Origin of the sequence: Bradyrhizobium sp. LA2.1, from assembly GCF_040547725.1 — a bacterium.
Lineage (GTDB): Bacteria > Pseudomonadota > Alphaproteobacteria > Rhizobiales > Xanthobacteraceae > Bradyrhizobium > Bradyrhizobium barranii.
Genome location: NZ_JBEPQI010000006.1, coordinates 1 through 18577 on the forward strand (window position 1 = coordinate 1; position 18577 = coordinate 18577).

Below are 18577 nucleotides of genomic sequence, written 5' to 3' on the forward strand. Positions count from 1 at the left end.
ACTGCTGCCATGGAATTGGCGCTCTGCCATCCGGAACGTTGATCAAGCCGCCTGAGCCGAAAATGACCCGCGCGCGGTCTTCGCCGGATGCTTACCTTGCAGCGTTCCCATGCCAGCCGGAATGCGTTGGCGCTAATTGGAAACGCGTATCTCGCGTCTGCGTCGGGGAGCGCCTTGCGCTCTGCAAGAATTTCCCTTGCTCGGTCTGTGAGCGGAATAGAGCGTGGCTTACCTGTTTTTGTAACCGGTATGTGCAGAACCCCCGTATCGAAGTTCACTTGCTTCCATTGAATAGCCAGTAGCTCACCCCGGCGCATTCCTGTCTCAATGGCCATGTGGATGCCGTGTAAAAGCAACGTACTACGGACCGTAGCGCAGGCTGCGCTCAGTCCGGCTAGTTCACCCGGCTCTAGCCTGCGTTCCCGTCCGTTCGGTGCTTTGGGTTTTCGTATCGAGGCAACTGGGTTCTCAAGCGAGCTGTAACCCCACTCGCGCCGCGCAGTTTCAAAGATTGATCGCAGTAGGCCCAGCTCTCGGATGACCGTGCCCGGCCCAACGCATTTGAGACGGTCATCGCGATAGGCACTGAAATAGCGCGCATTTAATTTTGCGAGAGGATAGGCGCTCCAATCCTGGCGAAGGAATGCCTCGATGCGCTTCCTTTCGGGCAATAGCCCACGCCTGTTGATAGTTACGGTGTCGCGGTAGCGAATGAGGAGTTCGGCTAGAGTGACCTTAGCCAGTGTCCGCACGTCATTCGGTATGAGCGTCCGATCCAGCTCGGTCTCAATATGCCGTGCCCATCGTAGAGCATCGGTCTTATTCAGGAAGGATTGGGTGCGGGCTTGATAGCCTAGGCGGCGGACTTGAACCTGCCACTTGTCATTGCGAAAGCGTAGCGTTGCCATTGAAAAAGCTCCTCTGTTGTGGCCAGCGAGTGACTGGCTGTTCCGAGGAGCTTTTGAGAACGCACCATCAACGAGATAAGTCGTTGATACATCAGGTCTAAGCAGTGGCGCACCCGACACGATTCGAACGTGTGACCTTTGCCTTCGGAGGGCAACGCTCTATCCAGCTGAGCTACGGGTGCTAGTCGAGGTTCATTTAGCCGATTGGCGGGGGGTGGGCAACCTCCGCTTTGCCCGGGCCCGGACGCCCGGCATCGCCCAATTCGTGGTCTTATGCTTCGCTCTTCAATCCTGGAGGGCGGCCGGTCCCGAGATCTCGCCGGAATCGGTCACGAACATCAACGGGCCCGTCTCCGAGGTGGCGAACACGGCCGCGGTGAGCGGGCCGCCAAAGCAGGCGCCGGTATCCAGGTTCAACCGGTTGGCCCGCAGATCGGGTGTCCCGGTCCGGACCGGCGTATGGCCATGGACAACGAAAAGCCCGTGGTCGTGATCCGACGACAGGAAGGGTTCCCGGATCCACAGCAGGTCCCGCTCGGATTGTGACGCCAGCGGCACGTCCGGCCGTAGCCCAGCGTGGACGAAAACTCGTCCATGCTCGATTTTCATCAGCGGAAGCGCGCGTATCCAGTCGAGATGCTCGCTCGGCAGGTCGGCGGGATCGTCGATCCCGTAACTGTCGAGCGTCTGCTCGCCGCCGTTGCCCCACCAATTCATGAGGTCGCGGTCGGTGCGCTCCATGTCGGCTGCGCGAAGCAGCATCTCCTCATGGTTACCCCGCAGACAGACGAAGGGGCGGTTCTGCTTCCCATGGCTGCCGAGGAGAAAATCCATCACCTCGCGGCTCTGGAGGCCCCTGTCGATGTAGTCCCCGACAAGGACAAACTGGGCGCTCCGCTGGCCGCGAATCCGGTCGCACGCGGCGAGCAGCGACGTCAGCTTCTCAAAGCAGCCGTGGATGTCGCCGATCGCGAAGGTGAGCTCTTCGTGCTCGGGAAGATGCAAAGCCAGGTTTCTCCCGCGTGCCAACTTAGATGGTGAGACCCTTTGTCGTGCCTTTGAACCTGATCCGCTCCGGACCCACGCCCACCTTCGCGAGCGATTCAATCACTCTGTCGCTCAGCGTCTTGCCGTCCTTGTCCTTGCGATCGCGTTGAACCGCGGTGAAATCATACACGAGCAGCCCGACATTGGCGCTGCTCACGTTGATCTTTGCCTCCCTCGCAACGGCGCTGATCGCCGCAGCCACATGGCGGTGTCCGTTGCTCCATTCCGTCATCTCGGCCAGATTCTTCGCAACCCATCGATAGCTGTCATCGAACTCCGTCTTGTGAAGGTCGATCACCTTCTGATAGTCCCCGAGCTGACCGACAATGTCGCCGTTCTCCAGCTCGGGGTTGCTGAACGTTTTGGCCTCCCAGAACACTAGATCCACGCCGGTCGCCGTCGTTTCGAAGTTCGCCAGGTCCATGCGGGGGAGGTTCCGCTTGATGCCGGGGACGCCGGATGCGTTGATCGCAATCTCGACGTCGACGACGGAGAGATTGGACGTCGCGATCTCGTGGACGCCTTCCTTCTCCTGTCCGGAATAGGGCGATGCGGCCCTTTTGAGCTTCGCCAGCGTCTCTGCGCCTTCGTAGTCGCGCGTCAGCATCCTTTGCTCGGCCTTGCCGAAGGCGAACTTCCCCTCGACGAGCGAGACCTGATCCTTCAAGTCCGGATTCAGCAGATACTTTTCGTGCGTCGAGGCGGTTACTTTCCCGCCCTTGAATGACACTTTGAAGATGGATTGTCCCTGCCAATAGACGTTCAGGTACTCGTCCCGAATGCCGATGATGAGTGTGGGATCGGCGAGAACGTCTTTCCACCAGCCATCCTGCTGGGCGAGTGTCTCGAGTGCCTTGCGAAAGTCGTCGCCCCGGATTCCGCGTCTGAAGCTCATCTCATACCTCCCACCATTCGCCATCGCTGCGTCGCGTGACGTTGTCAAAATATCTGGAGAAACTGTCGCCTTCGAATGTGTGAACGGGCACCAGCCTGTCCGGCTGTATTGCGTTCGCGAGCCGCTTGAGATCCAGGATGCTGGCGTGGCCCGAGGTGTGGATGATCTCGATGGGAACGCCGCGTGTCGCGAGATCCGCCTTCAGTCTGGCGCCAGGACCGTCCTTCAGATATCCGTCCCATTGCGACCAGATCGCTCTGGTGCCGGGCCAGAGATTTGCGGCCTCCACGTCGTGGGCCATTGCCGGACGAAACAGCATCACGGTGCGATCGACGATCTCGGTGATGCGCTCGCGGTAGATCCGTGCGGATTTGTAGGGATCCAGCAGGTCGAAGCGCTTGTTCCTTGCGACCTGTCGCCGCTGATATTCCGGCACATAGACCGACAAATTGGGCCAGCCGGCGTTCGGCAAGCGCTCGTTGCCGGTGGCCCGCAATATCTCCATCGCATAGAGGTCCAGCAGCAGCGTCCGGCCGCTGCGCTTGCATGCGCGATAGATACTGACGATGCGATCGATGTTCTGCGCGGATGCCGAGAGGATGACGAAGCCTGGCTGTTTAAAACTCTGGGTCAGCCTCGCCTCGATGTCGTCCTCCGTCGGGAATTGCGTGTGCTCGTCGAGACGGCCGAGGCTCGACCCCTCCATCAGCATCGTGTCGATATCGCGGGGCGGATGGCTGACCATTCGTTCGAACAGACCGCCCTTGCGACCGTGGGCGCGGATATCGCCGCTGTAGAACAGACGCCGGCCGGCAGCCTGGATCAGCAGCGCATAGGCATCATAGGCCGAGTGATCGACAAGATAGGGCGTGATGCTGAACGGGCCGATCTGGAAGGTTCTGCGATCGTTCAGCTCGAATGAAACATTCGGCACGAAGGCGTTGGGCACGAAAGGAGCTGCCGCACACATGATGCGCGCGGTCGCAGCGCCCATGGCGAGGGGGACATTGGGTCTGCACAGGGGGAGCAAACCCCAATGATCGCCGTGTCCGTGCGAGAGGACAACCGCACGCAGGGTTGGATCTTCGACGCGAAGCCCGGCCACAGGCGGGAGAAGATCGTCGGACGCGCCGTCGGCATCCAGCGGAAGGCCAAGGTCGAGCAGGATTCGCTCGCCCGCGGCCTCGAGCTCGATGCAGGTGCCACCAATTTGCTGCGTTCCGCGGTGGACACGTCCGCGAAACGAACCGGCTGCTTCGGTCATCAGCGGTTGGTCTTGGCGGCCGAGCCGGGTTCGGCCGTCACTCGCGACCAGGCGATGGCGTTTTTGACGGAGGGGAGGGCACTGCGAGATGGGCGGGGAAATTTCAAAGCGAATACGGCTCCAGGCAACGACTTATCTATATTCAAACGAGCGCCCGAGAAATTGCGGCTTTTCGAGAAGAAAATGTGCGTGTTGTTCCGGCGCAACATCACCTGTTGGTGAGGCCGAACGCAATAGAACCTTCGGGGGGATGAACGTCAGCCGCGGCTGGACCGGCGATTGGCGGCGACTTGAATCCCGGGCGAGCCGCGATCGGCGCGCGCGAACTCGGCAAGCAGGCGTTCGGAGCAGATGACGCGGTTGCGGCCGAGCCGTTTTGCCGCATAGAGCGCCTCGTCGGCCGCACCCAGCAGCCGGTCGGGGTTGCCGTCGGCCTCAGTGGGAATATGGCTGGCGACGCCGACGCTGAGGGTGACGTGGTCGCCGGCGCCAACAGCTCCATGAGCGATCCGCAAGGCCATGACGGCACCGCGGATCTCCGCGGCGATGGCGCAGGCGGCATCGCAATCCATGTCGGGCAGGATCAGCGCGAACTCTTCCCCGCCATAGCGGCTGGCGAGGTCGAGCGGGCGCACGGCGTGGCGGCTGACGACATCAGCGACCGCGCGCAGGCATTCGTCGCCGCTCTGGTGGCCGTGCCGGTCGTTGAACAGCTTGAAATGATCGACGTCGACGAACAGCAGCGCCATCGGCTTCTGCGTCCGCTGGGCGCGGGCCCATTCGCTCATCAGCATCTGGTCGAAGGCGCGCCGGTTCGACAGGCCGGTCAGCCCGTCCTTGGTGGCGAGCTCCTTCAGCGCCATCTCGGCGCGCTTCTGATCGGTGAGGTCGCGCAGCGTCTCCACCACGGCGATCAGATGGCCGGCCTCGTCGTGGATAGGACCGGCGTCGATCGCGAGATAGAGCTGGCTGCCGAGCTTGGGCATCACGCACCAGTTCTCCGCGGAAAAGCCGAGCCCGTTGTGGCCGCGTGCGGCATATTCCGAATAAAACTCCGGCAGCTGCTCGGGACGGTCGAGCGCGACCAGGTCGGCGAGGCAGGGGCGCCGGGTCTCGTAGAAGGCCTGCCAGTGTTTCGTCGTGCCGATCACCTCCGCGGCGGGGACGCCGGTCAGCCGCTCGCAGGCTCTGTTCCAGATCACGACGCGGCGCTTGGGGTCGATCACGAAGGTCGGCACCACCAGATGCTGCATCAGCCGTACGGCATAGGAATCGGCGACGTCGACGGCTTTCGCTGACGTTTTCCTCGGCTTCGCCATCTCAGGCCACCGCCGCCACCGGCGCGGCATCGTTCGGACCGAACAGCTTTCGCACCTCGGCGGCCGGCTTCGGTTTGCTGAACAGATAACCCTGCATCTCCGTGCAGCCGAGCGCGCGCAGCATCTCACGCTGCGCCTCGGTCTCGACGCCCTCGGCGACGGTGGTCATGTGGCTCGCCGCGGCGATGTTCACCACCGCCTGCACGATCACGGGCGCGCCGCTGGTCTCCGCGATGTCGGCGACGAAGCAGCGGTCGATCTTGATCTTGTCGAACGGGAAGCGCTTCAGATAGCTCAGCGAGGAATAGCCGGTGCCGAAATCGTCGAGCGCGATGCGTACGCCGATGGACCGGAGCTGGTGCAGGATCGAGAGCGCGGCCTCGTCGTCGCGGATCAGCACGGCCTCGGTGATTTCGAGCTCGAGCCGGGAGGGAGAGAGCCCGGAGGCGGCGAGTGCGCTGGCAATCCGCAGCGCCAGCGTGTCGCATTTGAGCTGCACCGGCGAGACGTTGACCGCAATCCGCACATGCGCCGGCCAGGTCGCGGCCTCGTTGCAGGCCATGCGCAGCACCCAGTCGCCGAGCTCGTTGATCAGGCCGGTATCCTCGGCGATCGGAATGAACTCCGCCGGTGACACCCAGCCGCGCTCGGGATGCCGCCAGCGCAGCAGCGCCTCGCAGCCCGACACGTCGTTGGTGCGCAGGTCGACCAGCGGCTGGTAGTGGATCTCGAAGCCGCCATTCACCAGCGCCTGGCGCAGATCCTGCTCCATGGTCAGGCGCGCCTTGGCGCTCGCGTCCATCTCCGGCTCGAAGAAGCGATGGGTGCGGCGTCCTTCGGCCTTGGCGCCGTACATCGCAAGATCGGCGTGCTTGATGAGCTGGTCGAGATCGGTCCCGTCCTGCGGCGCCAGCGCGATGCCGATGCTGGCGTCGGTGGAGAGCTGGTGGCCGAGGCAGTGATAGGGCTGGCGGATCGCCTCGTAGATCCGCGTCACGAACGACAGTACGTCCGCAGAGGACTGGATTCCGGTCTGGATCACCGCGAATTCGTCGCCGCCGAGCCGCGCGATCAGGTCGCTCTTCTTGAGGCAGCCGCGGAGGCGGGTCGCGATCGCCTTCAGCAGCTCGTCGCCGACGTGATGGCCGAGCGAATCATTGATGCCCTTGAATTCGTCGACGTCGATATACAGTAGCGCGAACTGCGCGCCGCCGGCGACCTTCGCCAGCTCGCGTTCGATCTGTTCGCGGAACAGCGTGCGGTTCGGCAGGTCGGTCAGCGCATCGTAATGCGCCATATGCGCGATCTTGTCGTGGGCGCGCCGCCGCTCGGTGACATCCTCGACGACGCTGATGAGGTAGCGCGGCTCGCCGGACTTGTCGCGAATGCCGATCCGGGTCGAGGTGATGTAGCGCGGTCCCTTGGTCTGGCTCTGCCAGGCGTGCTCGTCCTTGAACAATCCCCCGGGCGCCTGCAGCGCCTTGCTGTCGTCGTCGTTGACGATCCTGGCGGCGGCCTCCGGATACATGTCGAAAGGAGTCTTGCCGACGATGACGTCACCCGACTGGCCGAACTGCTCCTCGGCGGTCCGGTTGACCAGCAGATATTGCCGCGTCAGGGCATCCTTCACCGTGATCTGCGAGGGGATGTGATCGATGATCTCGCGCAGGAACATGTAGTTGCGGTCGCGCTCCTGCTCCAGATTGCGCCGCTCGGTGATTTCCTCGATCGTGGCGACCCATCCGCCCTGCGCCAGCGGAGTGTTGATGACCTGGAAGGCGCGGCCGTTGGGCAGTTCGTGGATCCTGCTGGAGACCTTGCCCTCGGCGACGACCCGCATCACATCGGTGCAAAACGTCTCGACGTCGCCGCCGAACGTGCCACGCTCCTTGCGATGCTGCATCGCCTCGCGGATGTGACAGCCGGGCTTGATGATGTCGTCGGACAGGCCGAACATCTCGGAGTAGCGGCGGTTGCAGGTGACGATAAATCCGGCGGCGTCGTACAGGATCAGCCCTTGCGACATGTTGTTCAGGGCGGTGTCGAGCCGCAGCCGTTCCGCTTCGATCCGCTCCTGGGCTTCCCGGTTCTGCCGGCTGATCTGGCGGATGATCAGGAAGAGGATCAATGCGATCACGATCGCCGAAAGCGTTGCCGTGGTGACCATGAAGCCGGTCTGCTGACGCCAGTCGGCCAGCGCGGCGCTCGTGGTGTTGGTCGCGACGATGACCAGCGGGAAATGCGACAGCGAGGCCCCCGAGCCGAGGCGGTCCTCGCCGTCGATCGGTCCCTTGACGCGCAGCGTGTGCCGGCCGCCCTCGGCCAGCATCTTGCGCATCAGCGGCGCGTCCTTGAAATTCCTGCCGATCAGCTCTTCGACATGCGGATAGCGCGCCAGCATCTTGCCTTCGCGATCGAACAGCGAGATCGCCGTACCCTCGGCAAGCGCGACAGATGCGAAATACTGCCGGTAGCTGTCCGGATCGATCCGCCGGACCATGGCGCCGAGGAAGGTGCCGTCCGCGCCGCTCAGCCGCCGCGCGACGATCGTGGTCCATTTGCCGATGATGAAGCTGCGGACGGATTCCAGGATGACCGATTCGGCCATCGGATCGGATTTGAACGTCTGGAAATAGGCGCGCGAGGAGACGTTGATCTTGGGCAGCGGCTCGGCCCGCGACCAGTTGATCAGCTCGCCGTCGGCATCGTAGATCGCGATGTCGCCGAGATAGGAGACGGAGCTGATCTTGCTCCGCAGCATCTGATTCGTCGCGAGCCCGGACATGCGCTCGCGGAACATCGCCGGCGAGGTGATCTCCGGCAGGTTCATCTGCCCGATCAGGTCGGCGGCGACGACGTCGGAATCCTGGAATTGCTGATCGAAGTGCCGTGCGATCAGCTGCACCGTGTTTTCCAGCTCGCGCTCGCGGTTGGCCAGGGTGCGCTCGCGGAATTCGCCGACGGCCATGGCGGTCACGGCGAAGATCCCGGCGACCAGCAACACGCCGCACAGGGTCAGCCAGAGGACAGGACCACGCCGCGCCAAGGCCGCCCAGCCGTTGGTCGCGGCTGATGACATTCCGGCTGTCACCGTGGAAAAGACCTGGCGCATTCCCCCTCCCTGGAAGGACAGGAATACACCGCACAAATGGCGCAAACCTTAGGAAAGCCAGTTACCTAAGCATTAATCCGGTTGTGTAGTCGCGCCCGTATGCAGCGGGGCGGGAATCACGTCGCGGTTGTGCCGTGCCCATCACAACCGCTGCGCTGCATCATTAACCGCAGCTTAATGCGAAGCGCCCGCGCTCTTGTCGCGGCCGGCATTGCGCAGCCGTCCGACGACGCCGGTCGGGAAGAAGTAGACGCTGGCGATGAACAGCAGCCCGAGCCACAGCAGCCAGCGATCGGGATGCAACAGCCCCGGCAGCAACGGCAGGCCGGCTTCGCTCGCCGCCTTGGAGGCGACGCCCATCAGCGACTGAAGGTAGTTCTGGGCGAGGATGAAGATGGTGGCGCCGATGATCGCGCCGTAGATCGTGCCCATGCCGCCGATCACCACCATCAACAGAATGTCCAGCATGATCGAGAAGCTGAGCGAGGTGTCGGGACCGGCATAGCGCAGCCACAGCGCGTTCAAAATGCCGGCGCTGGCGGCGACCAGCGCGGCGAGGCAGTTGGCGTAGGTCAGGTGGAAGACGGTGCGAAAGCCGAGCGCCTCGGCGCGAAAGCGGTTCTCGCGGATCGCCTGGAGCACGCGTCCGAACGGCGAGTTCACGACACGCAACAGAGCGAGGATCATCAGGGCCGAGACGGCGAACACCAGGTAGAAGGTGAGGATGCGGCCGTTGATCTCGAATCCGAACAGGTTCTTGGAGATCAGCACCGTGCCGGGCCGCAGCAATTCCGGCAGCTGGAAGCTGCGCCCGTCCTCGCCGCCCGTCAGCCAGGAGAGCTGCGAAGCCAGCACCTGGAAGGCGGAGGCGACCGCGAGCGTGATCATGGCAAAGAAGATCGCGGCGACCCGCAGCGAGAACAAGCCGATCGCGAGCGCGAGCAGCGCCGCGAGCGGCAGGCCGACGACGATGCCGGTCGCGACCGCCGCCCAGTTCGGGCCCATCCCGTACAGCGCGATCGCGATCGCGTAACTGCCGATGCCGTAGAACATGGTGTGGGCGAACGACACCGAGCCGGTATAGCCGAGCAGCAGGTCGTAGGAGGCGACGAGCGCGGCGAAGACGCAGATCTTGGCCGCGACGTTCAGCGCCTTGGCCCCCGGAAACAGGAACGGCGTCGCCGCCAGCGCCAGGATGATGAGGATGAGGAGAAGCGTGAGCACGCGGCTCTTCGGCGGATCGCCTGACAGGAGCATCATCGGCTGGTCACCGCATAGAGGCCGCGCGGCCGCCACATCAGAATGGCGACCATCAGCAGGATATTGGAGACGAGGGCGAGTTTCGGCACCAGGAAGCCGCCGTAATTGGCGACCATCGCGACCAGGATGGCGCCGATGAAGCAGCCGCCGATCGAGCCGAGGCCGCCGATGATGACGACGATGAAAATCAAGACGGTGAGGTCGTCGCTCATGGAGGCATGGACCTGCTCGCGATAGAGCGCCCACATCACGCCGCCGAGGCCTGCGAGCGCCGATCCCGTCATGAACACGCCGAGGAACAGGCGGCGGATGCGATAACCGAGCGCCTCGACCATCTCGCGGTTCTCGACGCCGGCGCGGATCAGCAGGCCGAGCTTGGTGCGGTTGAGCACGAGCTGGATCGCGATGAAGACGGCGAGGCCGATCAGCATCGCCAGCACACGGTATTTGGCGATCGCGACGTCGCCGAGGATGAAGGAGCCTCGCAGCGAGGTCGGCAGGGGTGTCGGGATGATCTGCGGCCCCCACAGCGCATAGAGCGTCTGCTCGGCGACGATCAGGCCGCCCGTCGTCATCAGGATCTGCTTCAGATGCTGGCCATAGACGGGCAGGATCAGCACGCGCTCGACGACCAGGCCGAGCGCGCCGGATACCGCCATCGACAGCAGCGCCGCCGGCGCCAGCACTGCAAGGTTCATCCACAGCGAATCCGCCTGCATCGAGGCCGCGAACGGCGCCAGCACGAGGGTTGCGACATAGGCGCCGACGGCGATGAAGGCGCCGTGGCCGAAATTGAGCACGTCCATCAGGCCGAACACCAGCGTCAGCCCCGAGGCCATGATGAAGATCATCATGCCCATGGCAAGACTCGCGGCGGTCAGCGTCAGCCAGGTGCTGGGTGACCCCACCAGGGGAATCATCGCAAGCGCCAGTGCGACCGGCAGCAGAATCGGCGCGAGATCGCGCTTCGGCTTCGGCAGCGGATCATTTGCGGCGAGTTCAGTCACTGATGCGCCTCCAGGCTCAGGCCGAGCAGCCGCTCCTGCAGCGCCACGTCGGCGGCGAGCGCCGCCATCTCGCCGCGATGAACGATGGTGCCGTTGTCCATGACCAGCACGTTGTCGCCGAGCTCGCGGGCGGCAAAGAAATTCTGTTCGACCAGCAGGATCGTCGCGCCCTTGCGCTTGATCTCCTTCAGGCACTCGATCAGTGCCATGACGATCGCGGGCGCCAGCCCCTTGGTCGGCTCGTCGATCAGCAGCAGCTTGCGCGGCTCGACGATGGCGCGCGCGATCGACAACATCTGCTTCTGTCCGCCCGAGAGGCTTCCCGCGCGCGACAGCCAGAACCGGCGCAGCGCGGGGAAGAAGCCGAAGATCCAGTCGAGCTGGGTATCGTCGAGCGGCCCGTCGCGCGCCGCCAGCACCAGGTTTTCCTTCACCGTGAGGTCGGAAAACACCGCCATGCTTTCCGGCACGTAGCCGACGCCGAGCCGCGCGATGTCGGGCGTGGCGCGGCTCTCGATGCGCTCGCCTGCGAGCGTGATTTCGCCGCTGGAGGCCTGCCACAAGCCCATCACGGTGCGCAGCGTCGTGGTCTTGCCGGCGCCGTTGCGGCCGAGCAGCATGGTGGTCTGGCCCTGCGGGACCGCGAGGTCGATGCCCTGGAGAATGTGGTAGCGGCCGATATGCGTGTGCACGCCGGAGAGTTTGAGCAGATCGGTCATGCGGCACTCTTTGGAGCAACGCCGAGATAGGCCTCCTGCACGATCGGCGAGGCGATCACCTCGGCCGGCGGACCGTCGGCGACAAGTTGTCCGTTGTGCAGCACGATGATGCGGTCGGCGAGCGAGCGCACCACGTCCATCTTGTGCTCGACGAGGAGGATGATCTTGCTCTTGTCCTGCTTGAGCTGGGCGATCAGGTTCAGCACGACCGGCACCTCGTCGATGCTCATGCCCGCGGTCGGCTCGTCGAACATGAACACTTTGGGTTCGAGCGCGATCATCAGCGCGACCTCGAGCTTGCGCTGGTCGCCATGCGACAGCGCAGTCGCCGCGACGCCGCGGCGATTGCCGAGTGCGACCTGGTCGAGGATGGCATCGGCGCGGGTGATCAGGTCGCGGCGGACCATCCAGGGCCGCAGCATGTCGTAATGGGTGCCATCAGCGGCCTGCACCGCGAGGCGGACGTTCTCTTCCACGGTGAGGTTCGGAAACAGGTTGGTGAGCTGGAAGGCGCGGCCGAGGCCCGCGCGGGTGCGCAGCGGCGCGGAATGCTGGGTGATGTCGGTGCCGTCGAACAGGATACTGCCGTGTGAAGCGCGCAGCTGGCCCGAGATCAGGTTGAAATAGGTGGTCTTGCCGGCGCCGTTCGGCCCGACGATGGCGGTGAGCTCGCCCGGGCGGAACGTGCAGGTGACGTTGTTGACCGCGACATGACCGCCGAAGCGGATGGTGAGGTCGCGGGTCTCTAACGTCAGGGCCATCGGGATAACTCTGGGGAATGTGGAAGAAGCCTCTCCCCGCCGATGCGGGGAGAGGAGATTTGACATCAGCGCTTGTTGCGGACCGGAACGTCCATGTCCTCGATCTTCAGCTCGCGCACCGGCTCGAGTACGGCCCAGGCGACGTTCGGATCGACCTTGACCTTGAAGTGATACATGCTCTGGAGCGCCTGATGGTCCTCCTTGCGGAACACCATCTTGCCCTTCGGCGTGTCGAACTCCAGGCCTTCCATCGCCGTGATCAGCTTCTCGGTGTCGGTCGACTTCGCCTTGGTGACGGCGGCGACGACGGACATCGCAGCCGCAAAGCCGCCCGCGGTGAAGAAGTCCGGCGGCGCGTTGAAGCGCTTCTGGTGCTCGGCGACGAACCAGTCGTTCACCGGGTTCTTCGGGATGTCGTAGTAGTAATAGGTCGCGCCTTCCATGCCGGGCAGGCCCTTGTAGGCGGCCAGTGCTGGCAGGATGTTGCCGCCGGTGGAGAGCTCGATGCCGTAGCGCTTCGGATCCATGTCCTGCAGCTTCGCCAGCGGATTGCCGGCGCCGGCCCAGATCACCCAGATGACCTTGCGGCCGGGTTTGTCCTTCAGAGCGTCGAACAGGCGCTGACCGACCGCGGTGAAGTCGGTGGTCGAGGTCGGGGCATATTCTTCGGCAGCGAGCGTCGCGCCGGTCTTGGCGAGTGCTTCCTTGAAGGCGGCGACGCCGTCGCGGCCGAAAGCGTAGTCCTGCGCTAGCGTCGCAACGGTGACGCCCTGCTTGCCGATCGCGACCGCGTTCGAGATTGCGTCCTGCGAGGAGTTGCGCCCGGTGCGGAAGATGTAGCGATTCCACTTCTCGCCGGTAATCTGGTCCGCGACGGCGGGCTCGACGATCAGGATCTTCTTGTTCTCCTCGGCGACGGGGAGGATGGCGAGCGCCGCGGCCGACGAGGTCGTGCCGATCGCGATGTCGGCCTTGTCATCCTGATAGGCTTCCGCGAGCGCGGCCTTCGACAGGTCGGGCTTGCCCTGGTCGTCCTTGGTGATGACGACGATCTTGCGGCCGTCGAGCGTCATGGTGCCCTTGGTGGCGTATTCAAAACCCATCTGCAGGCCGGTTTCGGTCTGCTTGGCATAGGCTTCGAGCGGGCCGGTCTTGCCGTAGATCAGCGCGACCTTGAGGTCGTCGGCCTGCGCGGAGGTGTTCGCGGCCAGGCCGAGGATGGCTGCCGTGAGAATGAGCGATCGACGCACGATGATTTCCTCCTTGAATGAACTGCCTTGATCACAGCGATTTGCACAAGTGTGCATACATTGCAATTCCACCTTCCGGCGGAGCTTGCACGAGGCGCATGTGACAGTCTCTTGACGTGCGCGTGCCGGATCGTCGCAGGCCGCGACGAGTTCGCGTTAACGATCCCCTGGCTTCACATCAGCCCATGCGTTTCCTCAGGCCGCCTCAGAGCAAGCCCTGCGCCAGATCCGGAGTTTTGCGCGGGAATGCCTGAAATTGCGGCGGATCACGCGCGAACGCCACAGGCGAGTGCCGATATGGCGGTGTCAGGAGTCCGAGACTCCGGACACCTGCCGTCTCGAAAGTCAGACAGGCGGCGATCCCGACGCCAGTCCGAACTTGGCGAGCTTCTTGTAGAACGTCGCGCGCGAGATGCGCAGCATCCGCGCGGCTTCCGAGATCTGGCCGTTGCTGGCGGCGAGCGCATGTTCGAGCGTCTGCTTCTCGAACTCCGCCTCGGCTTCGGCATAGGGGACGACCGAGCCGGTCATCTGCGGCGCCGGTCCAGGGCCGGCCTCCGCGCTGACCGGCAGGATGTGAACGAAATCGTCGCCGGTCAGGCGCCCGGAATCGCTGAGGATCAGTGCGCGTTCCAGAATGTTGCGGAGCTCGCGGACGTTGCCGGGCCAGTCGTAGCGCGCGAGCGCCGACAATCCGCTCGGCGTGATCCTGGCATTGAGGAAATCGCCGGAGGCGCTGATGTCCTCGATCAGCCGCGCGCAGATGTCGGGCAGATCGTCGAGGCATTTTCTCAGAGGGGGCAGGTCGATCGAGAGCACGTTGAGGCGGTAGTAGAGATCGGCGCGGAAGGCGCCGTCGCTGACGCGCTTGCGCAAATCCACATTGGTCGCGGCAATGACGCGCACATCGACCTTGCTGATCTTGTCCGAGCCGAGCGGCTCGATCTCGCGCTCCTGCAGCACGCGCAACAGCTTGGCCTGCAATTGCAGCGGCATCTCGCCGATCTCGTCGAGGAACAGCGTGCCGCCATCGGCGATCCGGAACTTGCCCTCGCGTCCCCTGCGGTCGGCGCCGGTATAGGCGCCAGGCGCAGTGCCGAAGAATTCGGACTCGATCAGCGTTTCCGGGATCGCCGCGACATTGACGCTGACGAACGGCTTTTCCGCGCGCGAGGACGCATTGTGGATCGCCTGCGCCAGCAGCTCCTTGCCGGTGCCGGTCTCGCCGGTGAGCAGCACGGTCACGCTCTGCCGCGCCGCGCGTTTGGCGAACTCCTTGGCCTGCGCGATCGCCGGTGTCGTGCCGACGAAATCGGCAAGGGTGAAGCGCGCCGCGCGGGCATTGGACAACTGCCGCCGCGCCAGCCGCAGATCGCTCTCGAGCTGGGTGACGCGGGCGAGCAGCGGCTTGAGGCTCTCGAGGTGGTCGTAGAGCACGAACCCGATCGCGCCGATGACGTTGCGGTCCTCGTCCTCGATCGGCATGCGCGTCACCACGAGCTGCTCGCCGCCGAGCTCCATGATGTCGAGCAGGATCGGCTCGCCGCTCTCGGCGACGTTTCGCATCAGGCTGTTCGGGATGATCTCCTCGATCGGCCGGCCGATCGCTTCGGTGGTGTGCTTGAGGCCCAGCGAGGCCAGATATTTCTCGTTGACGTAGATCACCCGCCCGCCGCGATCGATCGCGATCGCGCCCTCGCACAGATGCTCCAGCCGCTCGAACAGCGTCACCATCGCCCGCGCGCGGACATAGGCGGGATCGCTGACGTCGGGGGAGGAGGGCATGGCGTACCTCAGGGAAGTCCGCCTGTGTATTAGCAAAAGGGCAGCAATTTCAAAGGGGGAAATGGGTGTTGCGGATGCGAGCCGCCCCCACCGCTGCCATGCCCCGGCTTGACCGGGGCATCCAGTACGCCGCGGCCTATCGGTTCAACCACAACCGTCTCGGCGTACTGGGTCGCCCGGTCAAGCCAGGCGACGACATCGAGATTGGAGCGGCTTGTGCTCCTACCGCCGATACCCGCTCGCCCGCGAATAGCCCTGCCGGTTCTGCTGCGTCGGGCGGTTGGACACGCCGGGACGGGATTCGCTGGAGGCGGGGGTCGCGAGCTTGAGCTCCTCCAGGAAGATCGGCCGGGCGAAATAATAGCCTTGCGCGTAGCGGATCTTGGTCGCGGCCTGGAGATAGGCCAGCTCCTCGTAGGATTCGAGGCCTTCGGCGATCACGGTCATGCCGAGCGCTTCGCTCAGGGATTCGATCGCGCGCAAAATGCCCTGGCTGCGCGGGCGCTTATGGATGTCGGTGATGAACGAGCGGTCGATCTTGATCTCGTCGGCGGTGATGTCGGCGAGCGCCGAGAGCGAGGAATAGCCGGTGCCGAAATCGTCGATGGAGATGCCGACGCCGAGCTTGCGGAACATCGGCAGGATCTCGGTCTGGAAATGATTCTTGGCGACGAAGGCATCTTCCGTCACCTCGATCATGAAGCGCTGTGGAAAGCCGGTCTCGTCCAGCGCCCGCGCGAAACTGCGCATGAATTCGGGGTTGCCGGCCTGCTTGGCGGCGACGTTGATGCTGATGGTCGCTTCCGCGCCGAAGCTGTCGTTGATCAGGTCGATCGACTTGACGATCTCGGCGAGCACGAGATGGGTGAGCTCGTCGATCAGTCCCAATTCGCCGGCAAGGTTGATGAACGAGCCCGGCGCCTGGATCACGCCCTCGTCGTCGCGCAGGCGCACCAATGCCTCGATGCCTGTCACGGCCTGGGTGCGGATGTCGACCTTGGACTGGAACGCGCAGCAGAAGCGCTTTTCGAGGATGGCGAGCCGCAGCGACTGCTCGATCTTCATCCGCGCCAGCGCCTCGCGCTCCATGCTGGCGTCGAAGAAGGCCGCCGAGCCCTTGCCGCTGTTCTTGATGCGGTACATCGCGATGTCGGCGTTCTGGCGCAGCGTCTCGAAGCTGCGGCCGTGGTCGGGATAGAGGCTGACGCCGACGGAGGTGGAGGCGAAGACTTCCGAATTGTCGATGAAGAACGGTGCGGTCAGCCGCTCCAGCGTCGCTTGCATGAATTCGGCGACTTCCTCCTGGCTCTGGATCGGGGAGAGCAGCAGCAGGAATTCGTCGCCGGAGATGCGCGACAGCATGTCGGAATCGCGCAGGTCGCGCCCGAGCCGCTTCGACAGCTCGACCAGCAGCGCATCGCCGACGGCGTGGCCGTAATAGTCGTTGATGTGCTTGAAATTGTCGACGTCGAGAAAAGCAAGCGCGAAACGCTCGCCTTTGCCGTCGCGCGCGAGCAGGCTGCCGGCGCGATGCTCGATCACGCGCCGCGAGGGCAGGCCGGTCAGCTCGTCGAAATAGGCCGAGCGGAACAGCTGGTCCTCGAAGTTCTTCTGTTCGGTGATGTCGGAGGACGCCGAGATCAGCAGCTCGCGTCCGGCAACGCGGACGGGGCGATGGGTGGTCAGCAGCACCTGGCGTGCAGCTCCATCCTGGAGCGCTTCCTCGGAGATGACCGCTTCGCCGGACCTCAGTGCCCGCTGGCAGGCTTCCCGGCGCGGCGTCAGATCGGGCGACGGACGGCTGCCGTCCATGCCGAGCTGGGCGGCCGCGACATCGTTAACCAGCAGAAGCTCGCCCTGCGCATCCTGCACGGTCAGACCGGCAGGCAGCATTCTAACGATTTCCTTGAGAAATCCGAGTTCGGCTTCACTCGCGCCGGAATATCTGTTGTCGTTCATAGAAGCCATGAATCTTGTTGTTTCAGCGCGCCTTTGCAATGAGCGCGATCTTGCGCAGTTCCCTCTTAGGTTTGGTTAAGGGGTGCGGAGAAATACGGGGGTGTTTTGCGGCGATGCGACGCGCCCGACCCATCGTCATTAACGGAGCGTCAACGCGCGCAACGAAACTGCGAGCGGAGCGCGCGTCTCTTGCGCTCGTGTCGCGCCTAACCGTTCTGCGGGATGCGGCATTGCATGATGCAATGCAGGCCGGTCTTGAGATACGAGACCTCGGACTTGCCGTCGAATGCCGACAGCGCCGACTTCAGCAGCTTGGTGCCGAAGCCGGGCTCGGAGACCTTGTCGATGCTCGGGCCCTCGGTTTCGTCCCAGGTGACGGTCAGACGGTCGCCGCTGACGGTCCACGACACCTGCAATAATCCGCGCGGCGCGGAGAACGCACCATATTTGCCCGCGTTGGTGGCGAGCTCGTGAAACATCAGGGACAGCGTGACCGCGAGCTTCGGCGGCAGGAACAGCCGGTCGCCGTTGAGCGTGAAGCGGACATGGCCGTAAGGTCCGAGCTCCGCGATCAGGAGATCGCGGATATCGCAGCCGCCCTTGTCGATCCGCGAGATCAGATCGTCGGTTGCGGCCAGCGAGCGTAGCCGCGGATCGATCCGGGCCCAGACCTGCGGCTGGTCGTGCAGCACCTGGTGCAGCACGGCGTGCGCGGTCGACAGCTTGTTCTTCAGCCGGTGCTGGAGCTCGTCGACCAGCAGCTTGCGGTATTCTTCTTCCTCGATCAGGCGTTTGGAAATCCGGCGCTGTTCCGCCAGCATCCCGCGATAATGCTCGACGCCCCAGATGGTGAGGGCGGAGACGCCCCAATAAAGGGTCAGCAAGGTGAACCTGGAGCGATCGGCAAGAGCGTCGCTGAAATTGACGACGACGCCGAGCACGCCGCCGACCAGCGCGGTGATGATGCCGATCCGCAAGCCGCCGAATGCGGCGGCAAAGAACACGGCCGGAAAGTACGGGGTGAAGTAGACGTCGGGCCGCACATGCGCGAGACCCCAGCGCGCCACCGTCGCAACCAGCAGGCAGGCGACCGCGAAGCCGAGGCTCAGAGCGAGCGATGGCGCTGCCACGCCCTGCCAGCCCTTGCGGAATTCGTCGATCAGCTTCTCCATGCCCGGCCCGGTTGCGCTATGCGCGCGTAAATCGAGAAAGGAGCGGGAATGTTACGCATGTCGCATGCACAAGCAAAGCTTGCCTTGTCGCAGACCGGCAGGAATAGTGACTGTCGCGG

Annotated in this window: 15 protein-coding genes and 1 tRNA gene; 1 reads left to right on the forward strand and 15 read right to left on the reverse strand. The window is 64.0% G+C overall.

The features are described from left to right. From ABIB95_RS12745 to ABIB95_RS12765, 5 genes are all read right to left on the reverse strand, one after another. Nucleotides 1-908 (reverse strand): tyrosine-type recombinase/integrase (locus ABIB95_RS12745; protein WP_354239755.1); only part of this gene is annotated, 908 nt, incomplete at its 3' end. Nucleotides 909-1013: 105 nt separating this feature from the next. Further along, nucleotides 1014-1090 (reverse strand) — tRNA-Arg (locus ABIB95_RS12750). Between the two features lie 103 nt (nucleotides 1091-1193). After that, entirely contained in the window at nucleotides 1194-1913 is a 720-nt protein-coding gene (locus ABIB95_RS12755) for a metallophosphoesterase family protein (RefSeq protein ID WP_354239757.1), read from the reverse strand. A 25-nt stretch (nucleotides 1914-1938) separates the two neighbouring features. Continuing rightward, a complete protein-coding gene (locus ABIB95_RS12760) occupies nucleotides 1939-2850 on the reverse strand; it encodes a hypothetical protein (protein WP_354239759.1) in 912 nt (303 codons plus the stop codon). 1 nt (nucleotide 2851) lies between these two features. Next, on the reverse strand, nucleotides 2852-3994 hold the full coding sequence (locus ABIB95_RS12765) for an MBL fold metallo-hydrolase (RefSeq protein WP_354240251.1): 1143 nt from the start codon (nucleotides 3992-3994) through the stop codon (nucleotides 2852-2854). Between ABIB95_RS12765 and ABIB95_RS12770 the strand changes: the two genes are divergently transcribed. Continuing rightward, nucleotides 3887-4336, forward strand: coding sequence for a hypothetical protein (locus ABIB95_RS12770; protein WP_354240277.1), 450 nt, complete (start codon nucleotides 3887-3889; stop codon nucleotides 4334-4336). The two genes, ABIB95_RS12765 and ABIB95_RS12770, sit on opposite strands and share 108 nt — an antisense overlap. Nucleotides 4337-4371: 35 nt before the next feature. Here ABIB95_RS12770 and ABIB95_RS12775 read toward each other — a convergent pair whose 3' ends face one another. The 10 genes from ABIB95_RS12775 to ABIB95_RS12820 form a co-directional block, all read right to left on the reverse strand. After that, a complete protein-coding gene (locus ABIB95_RS12775; RefSeq protein WP_354239761.1) occupies nucleotides 4372-5433 on the reverse strand; it encodes a sensor domain-containing diguanylate cyclase in 1062 nt (353 codons plus the stop codon). 1 nt (nucleotide 5434) lies between these two features. Further along, nucleotides 5435-8545: a bifunctional diguanylate cyclase/phosphodiesterase gene (locus ABIB95_RS12780; RefSeq protein WP_354239763.1), complete on the reverse strand. Its 3111-nt coding sequence runs from the start codon at nucleotides 8543-8545 to the stop codon at nucleotides 5435-5437. Between the two features lie 174 nt (nucleotides 8546-8719). After that, entirely contained in the window at nucleotides 8720-9805 is a 1086-nt protein-coding gene (locus tag ABIB95_RS12785) for a branched-chain amino acid ABC transporter permease (RefSeq protein WP_354239765.1), read from the reverse strand. Next, nucleotides 9802-10812, reverse strand: coding sequence for a branched-chain amino acid ABC transporter permease (locus ABIB95_RS12790; RefSeq protein ID WP_354119062.1), 1011 nt, complete (start codon nucleotides 10810-10812; stop codon nucleotides 9802-9804). The genes ABIB95_RS12785 and ABIB95_RS12790 overlap by 4 nt, the downstream gene beginning before the upstream one ends. Further along, nucleotides 10809-11531 (reverse strand): ABC transporter ATP-binding protein, encoded by a 723-nt coding sequence (locus ABIB95_RS12795; RefSeq protein WP_166066215.1) that lies wholly within the window; start codon nucleotides 11529-11531, stop codon nucleotides 10809-10811. Before ABIB95_RS12795 ends, ABIB95_RS12790 begins: the two co-directional genes overlap by 4 nt. After that, the gene (locus tag ABIB95_RS12800) at nucleotides 11528-12292 is read right to left on the reverse strand and encodes an ABC transporter ATP-binding protein (RefSeq protein WP_247313106.1); all 765 of its coding nucleotides are present in this window, start codon (nucleotides 12290-12292) and stop codon (nucleotides 11528-11530) included. The genes ABIB95_RS12795 and ABIB95_RS12800 overlap by 4 nt, the downstream gene beginning before the upstream one ends. A gap of 65 nt (nucleotides 12293-12357) precedes the next feature. Continuing rightward, entirely contained in the window at nucleotides 12358-13542 is a 1185-nt protein-coding gene (locus ABIB95_RS12805) for a substrate-binding domain-containing protein (protein WP_354177178.1), read from the reverse strand. Nucleotides 13543-13887: 345 nt separating this feature from the next. Continuing rightward, the gene (locus ABIB95_RS12810; protein ID WP_354239768.1) at nucleotides 13888-15327 is read right to left on the reverse strand and encodes a sigma-54 interaction domain-containing protein; all 1440 of its coding nucleotides are present in this window, start codon (nucleotides 15325-15327) and stop codon (nucleotides 13888-13890) included. 222 nt (nucleotides 15328-15549) lie between these two features. Next, entirely contained in the window at nucleotides 15550-17286 is a 1737-nt protein-coding gene (locus ABIB95_RS12815; RefSeq protein ID WP_166066279.1) for a putative bifunctional diguanylate cyclase/phosphodiesterase, read from the reverse strand. Nucleotides 17287-17492: 206 nt separating this feature from the next. After that, a complete protein-coding gene (locus tag ABIB95_RS12820) occupies nucleotides 17493-18458 on the reverse strand; it encodes a sensor histidine kinase (RefSeq protein WP_085404077.1) in 966 nt (321 codons plus the stop codon). Nucleotides 18459-18577 lie beyond the last annotated feature (119 nt).

Bases quoted from the DNA above. Each gene is read 5' to 3' on its own strand.
- ABIB95_RS12760 (WP_354239759.1), bottom strand. From the start codon at position 2,850: ATGAGCTTCAGACGCGGAATCCGGGGCGACGACTTTCGCAAGGCACTC.
- ABIB95_RS12770 (WP_354240277.1), top strand. From the start codon at position 3,887: ATGATCGCCGTGTCCGTGCGAGAGGACAACCGCACGCAGGGTTGGATC.
- ABIB95_RS12775 (WP_354239761.1), bottom strand. From the start codon at position 5,433: ATGGCGAAGCCGAGGAAAACGTCAGCGAAAGCCGTCGACGTCGCCGAT.
- ABIB95_RS12780 (WP_354239763.1), bottom strand. From the start codon at position 8,545: ATGCGCCAGGTCTTTTCCACGGTGACAGCCGGAATGTCATCAGCCGCG.
- ABIB95_RS12785 (WP_354239765.1), bottom strand. From the start codon at position 9,805: ATGATGCTCCTGTCAGGCGATCCGCCGAAGAGCCGCGTGCTCACGCTT.
- ABIB95_RS12795 (WP_166066215.1), bottom strand. From the start codon at position 11,531: ATGACCGATCTGCTCAAACTCTCCGGCGTGCACACGCATATCGGCCGC.
- ABIB95_RS12800 (WP_247313106.1), bottom strand. From the start codon at position 12,292: ATGGCCCTGACGTTAGAGACCCGCGACCTCACCATCCGCTTCGGCGGT.
- ABIB95_RS12810 (WP_354239768.1), bottom strand. From the start codon at position 15,327: ATGCCCTCCTCCCCCGACGTCAGCGATCCCGCCTATGTCCGCGCGCGG.
- ABIB95_RS12815 (WP_166066279.1), bottom strand. From the start codon at position 17,286: ATGAACGACAACAGATATTCCGGCGCGAGTGAAGCCGAACTCGGATTT.
- ABIB95_RS12820 (WP_085404077.1), bottom strand. From the start codon at position 18,458: ATGGAGAAGCTGATCGACGAATTCCGCAAGGGCTGGCAGGGCGTGGCA.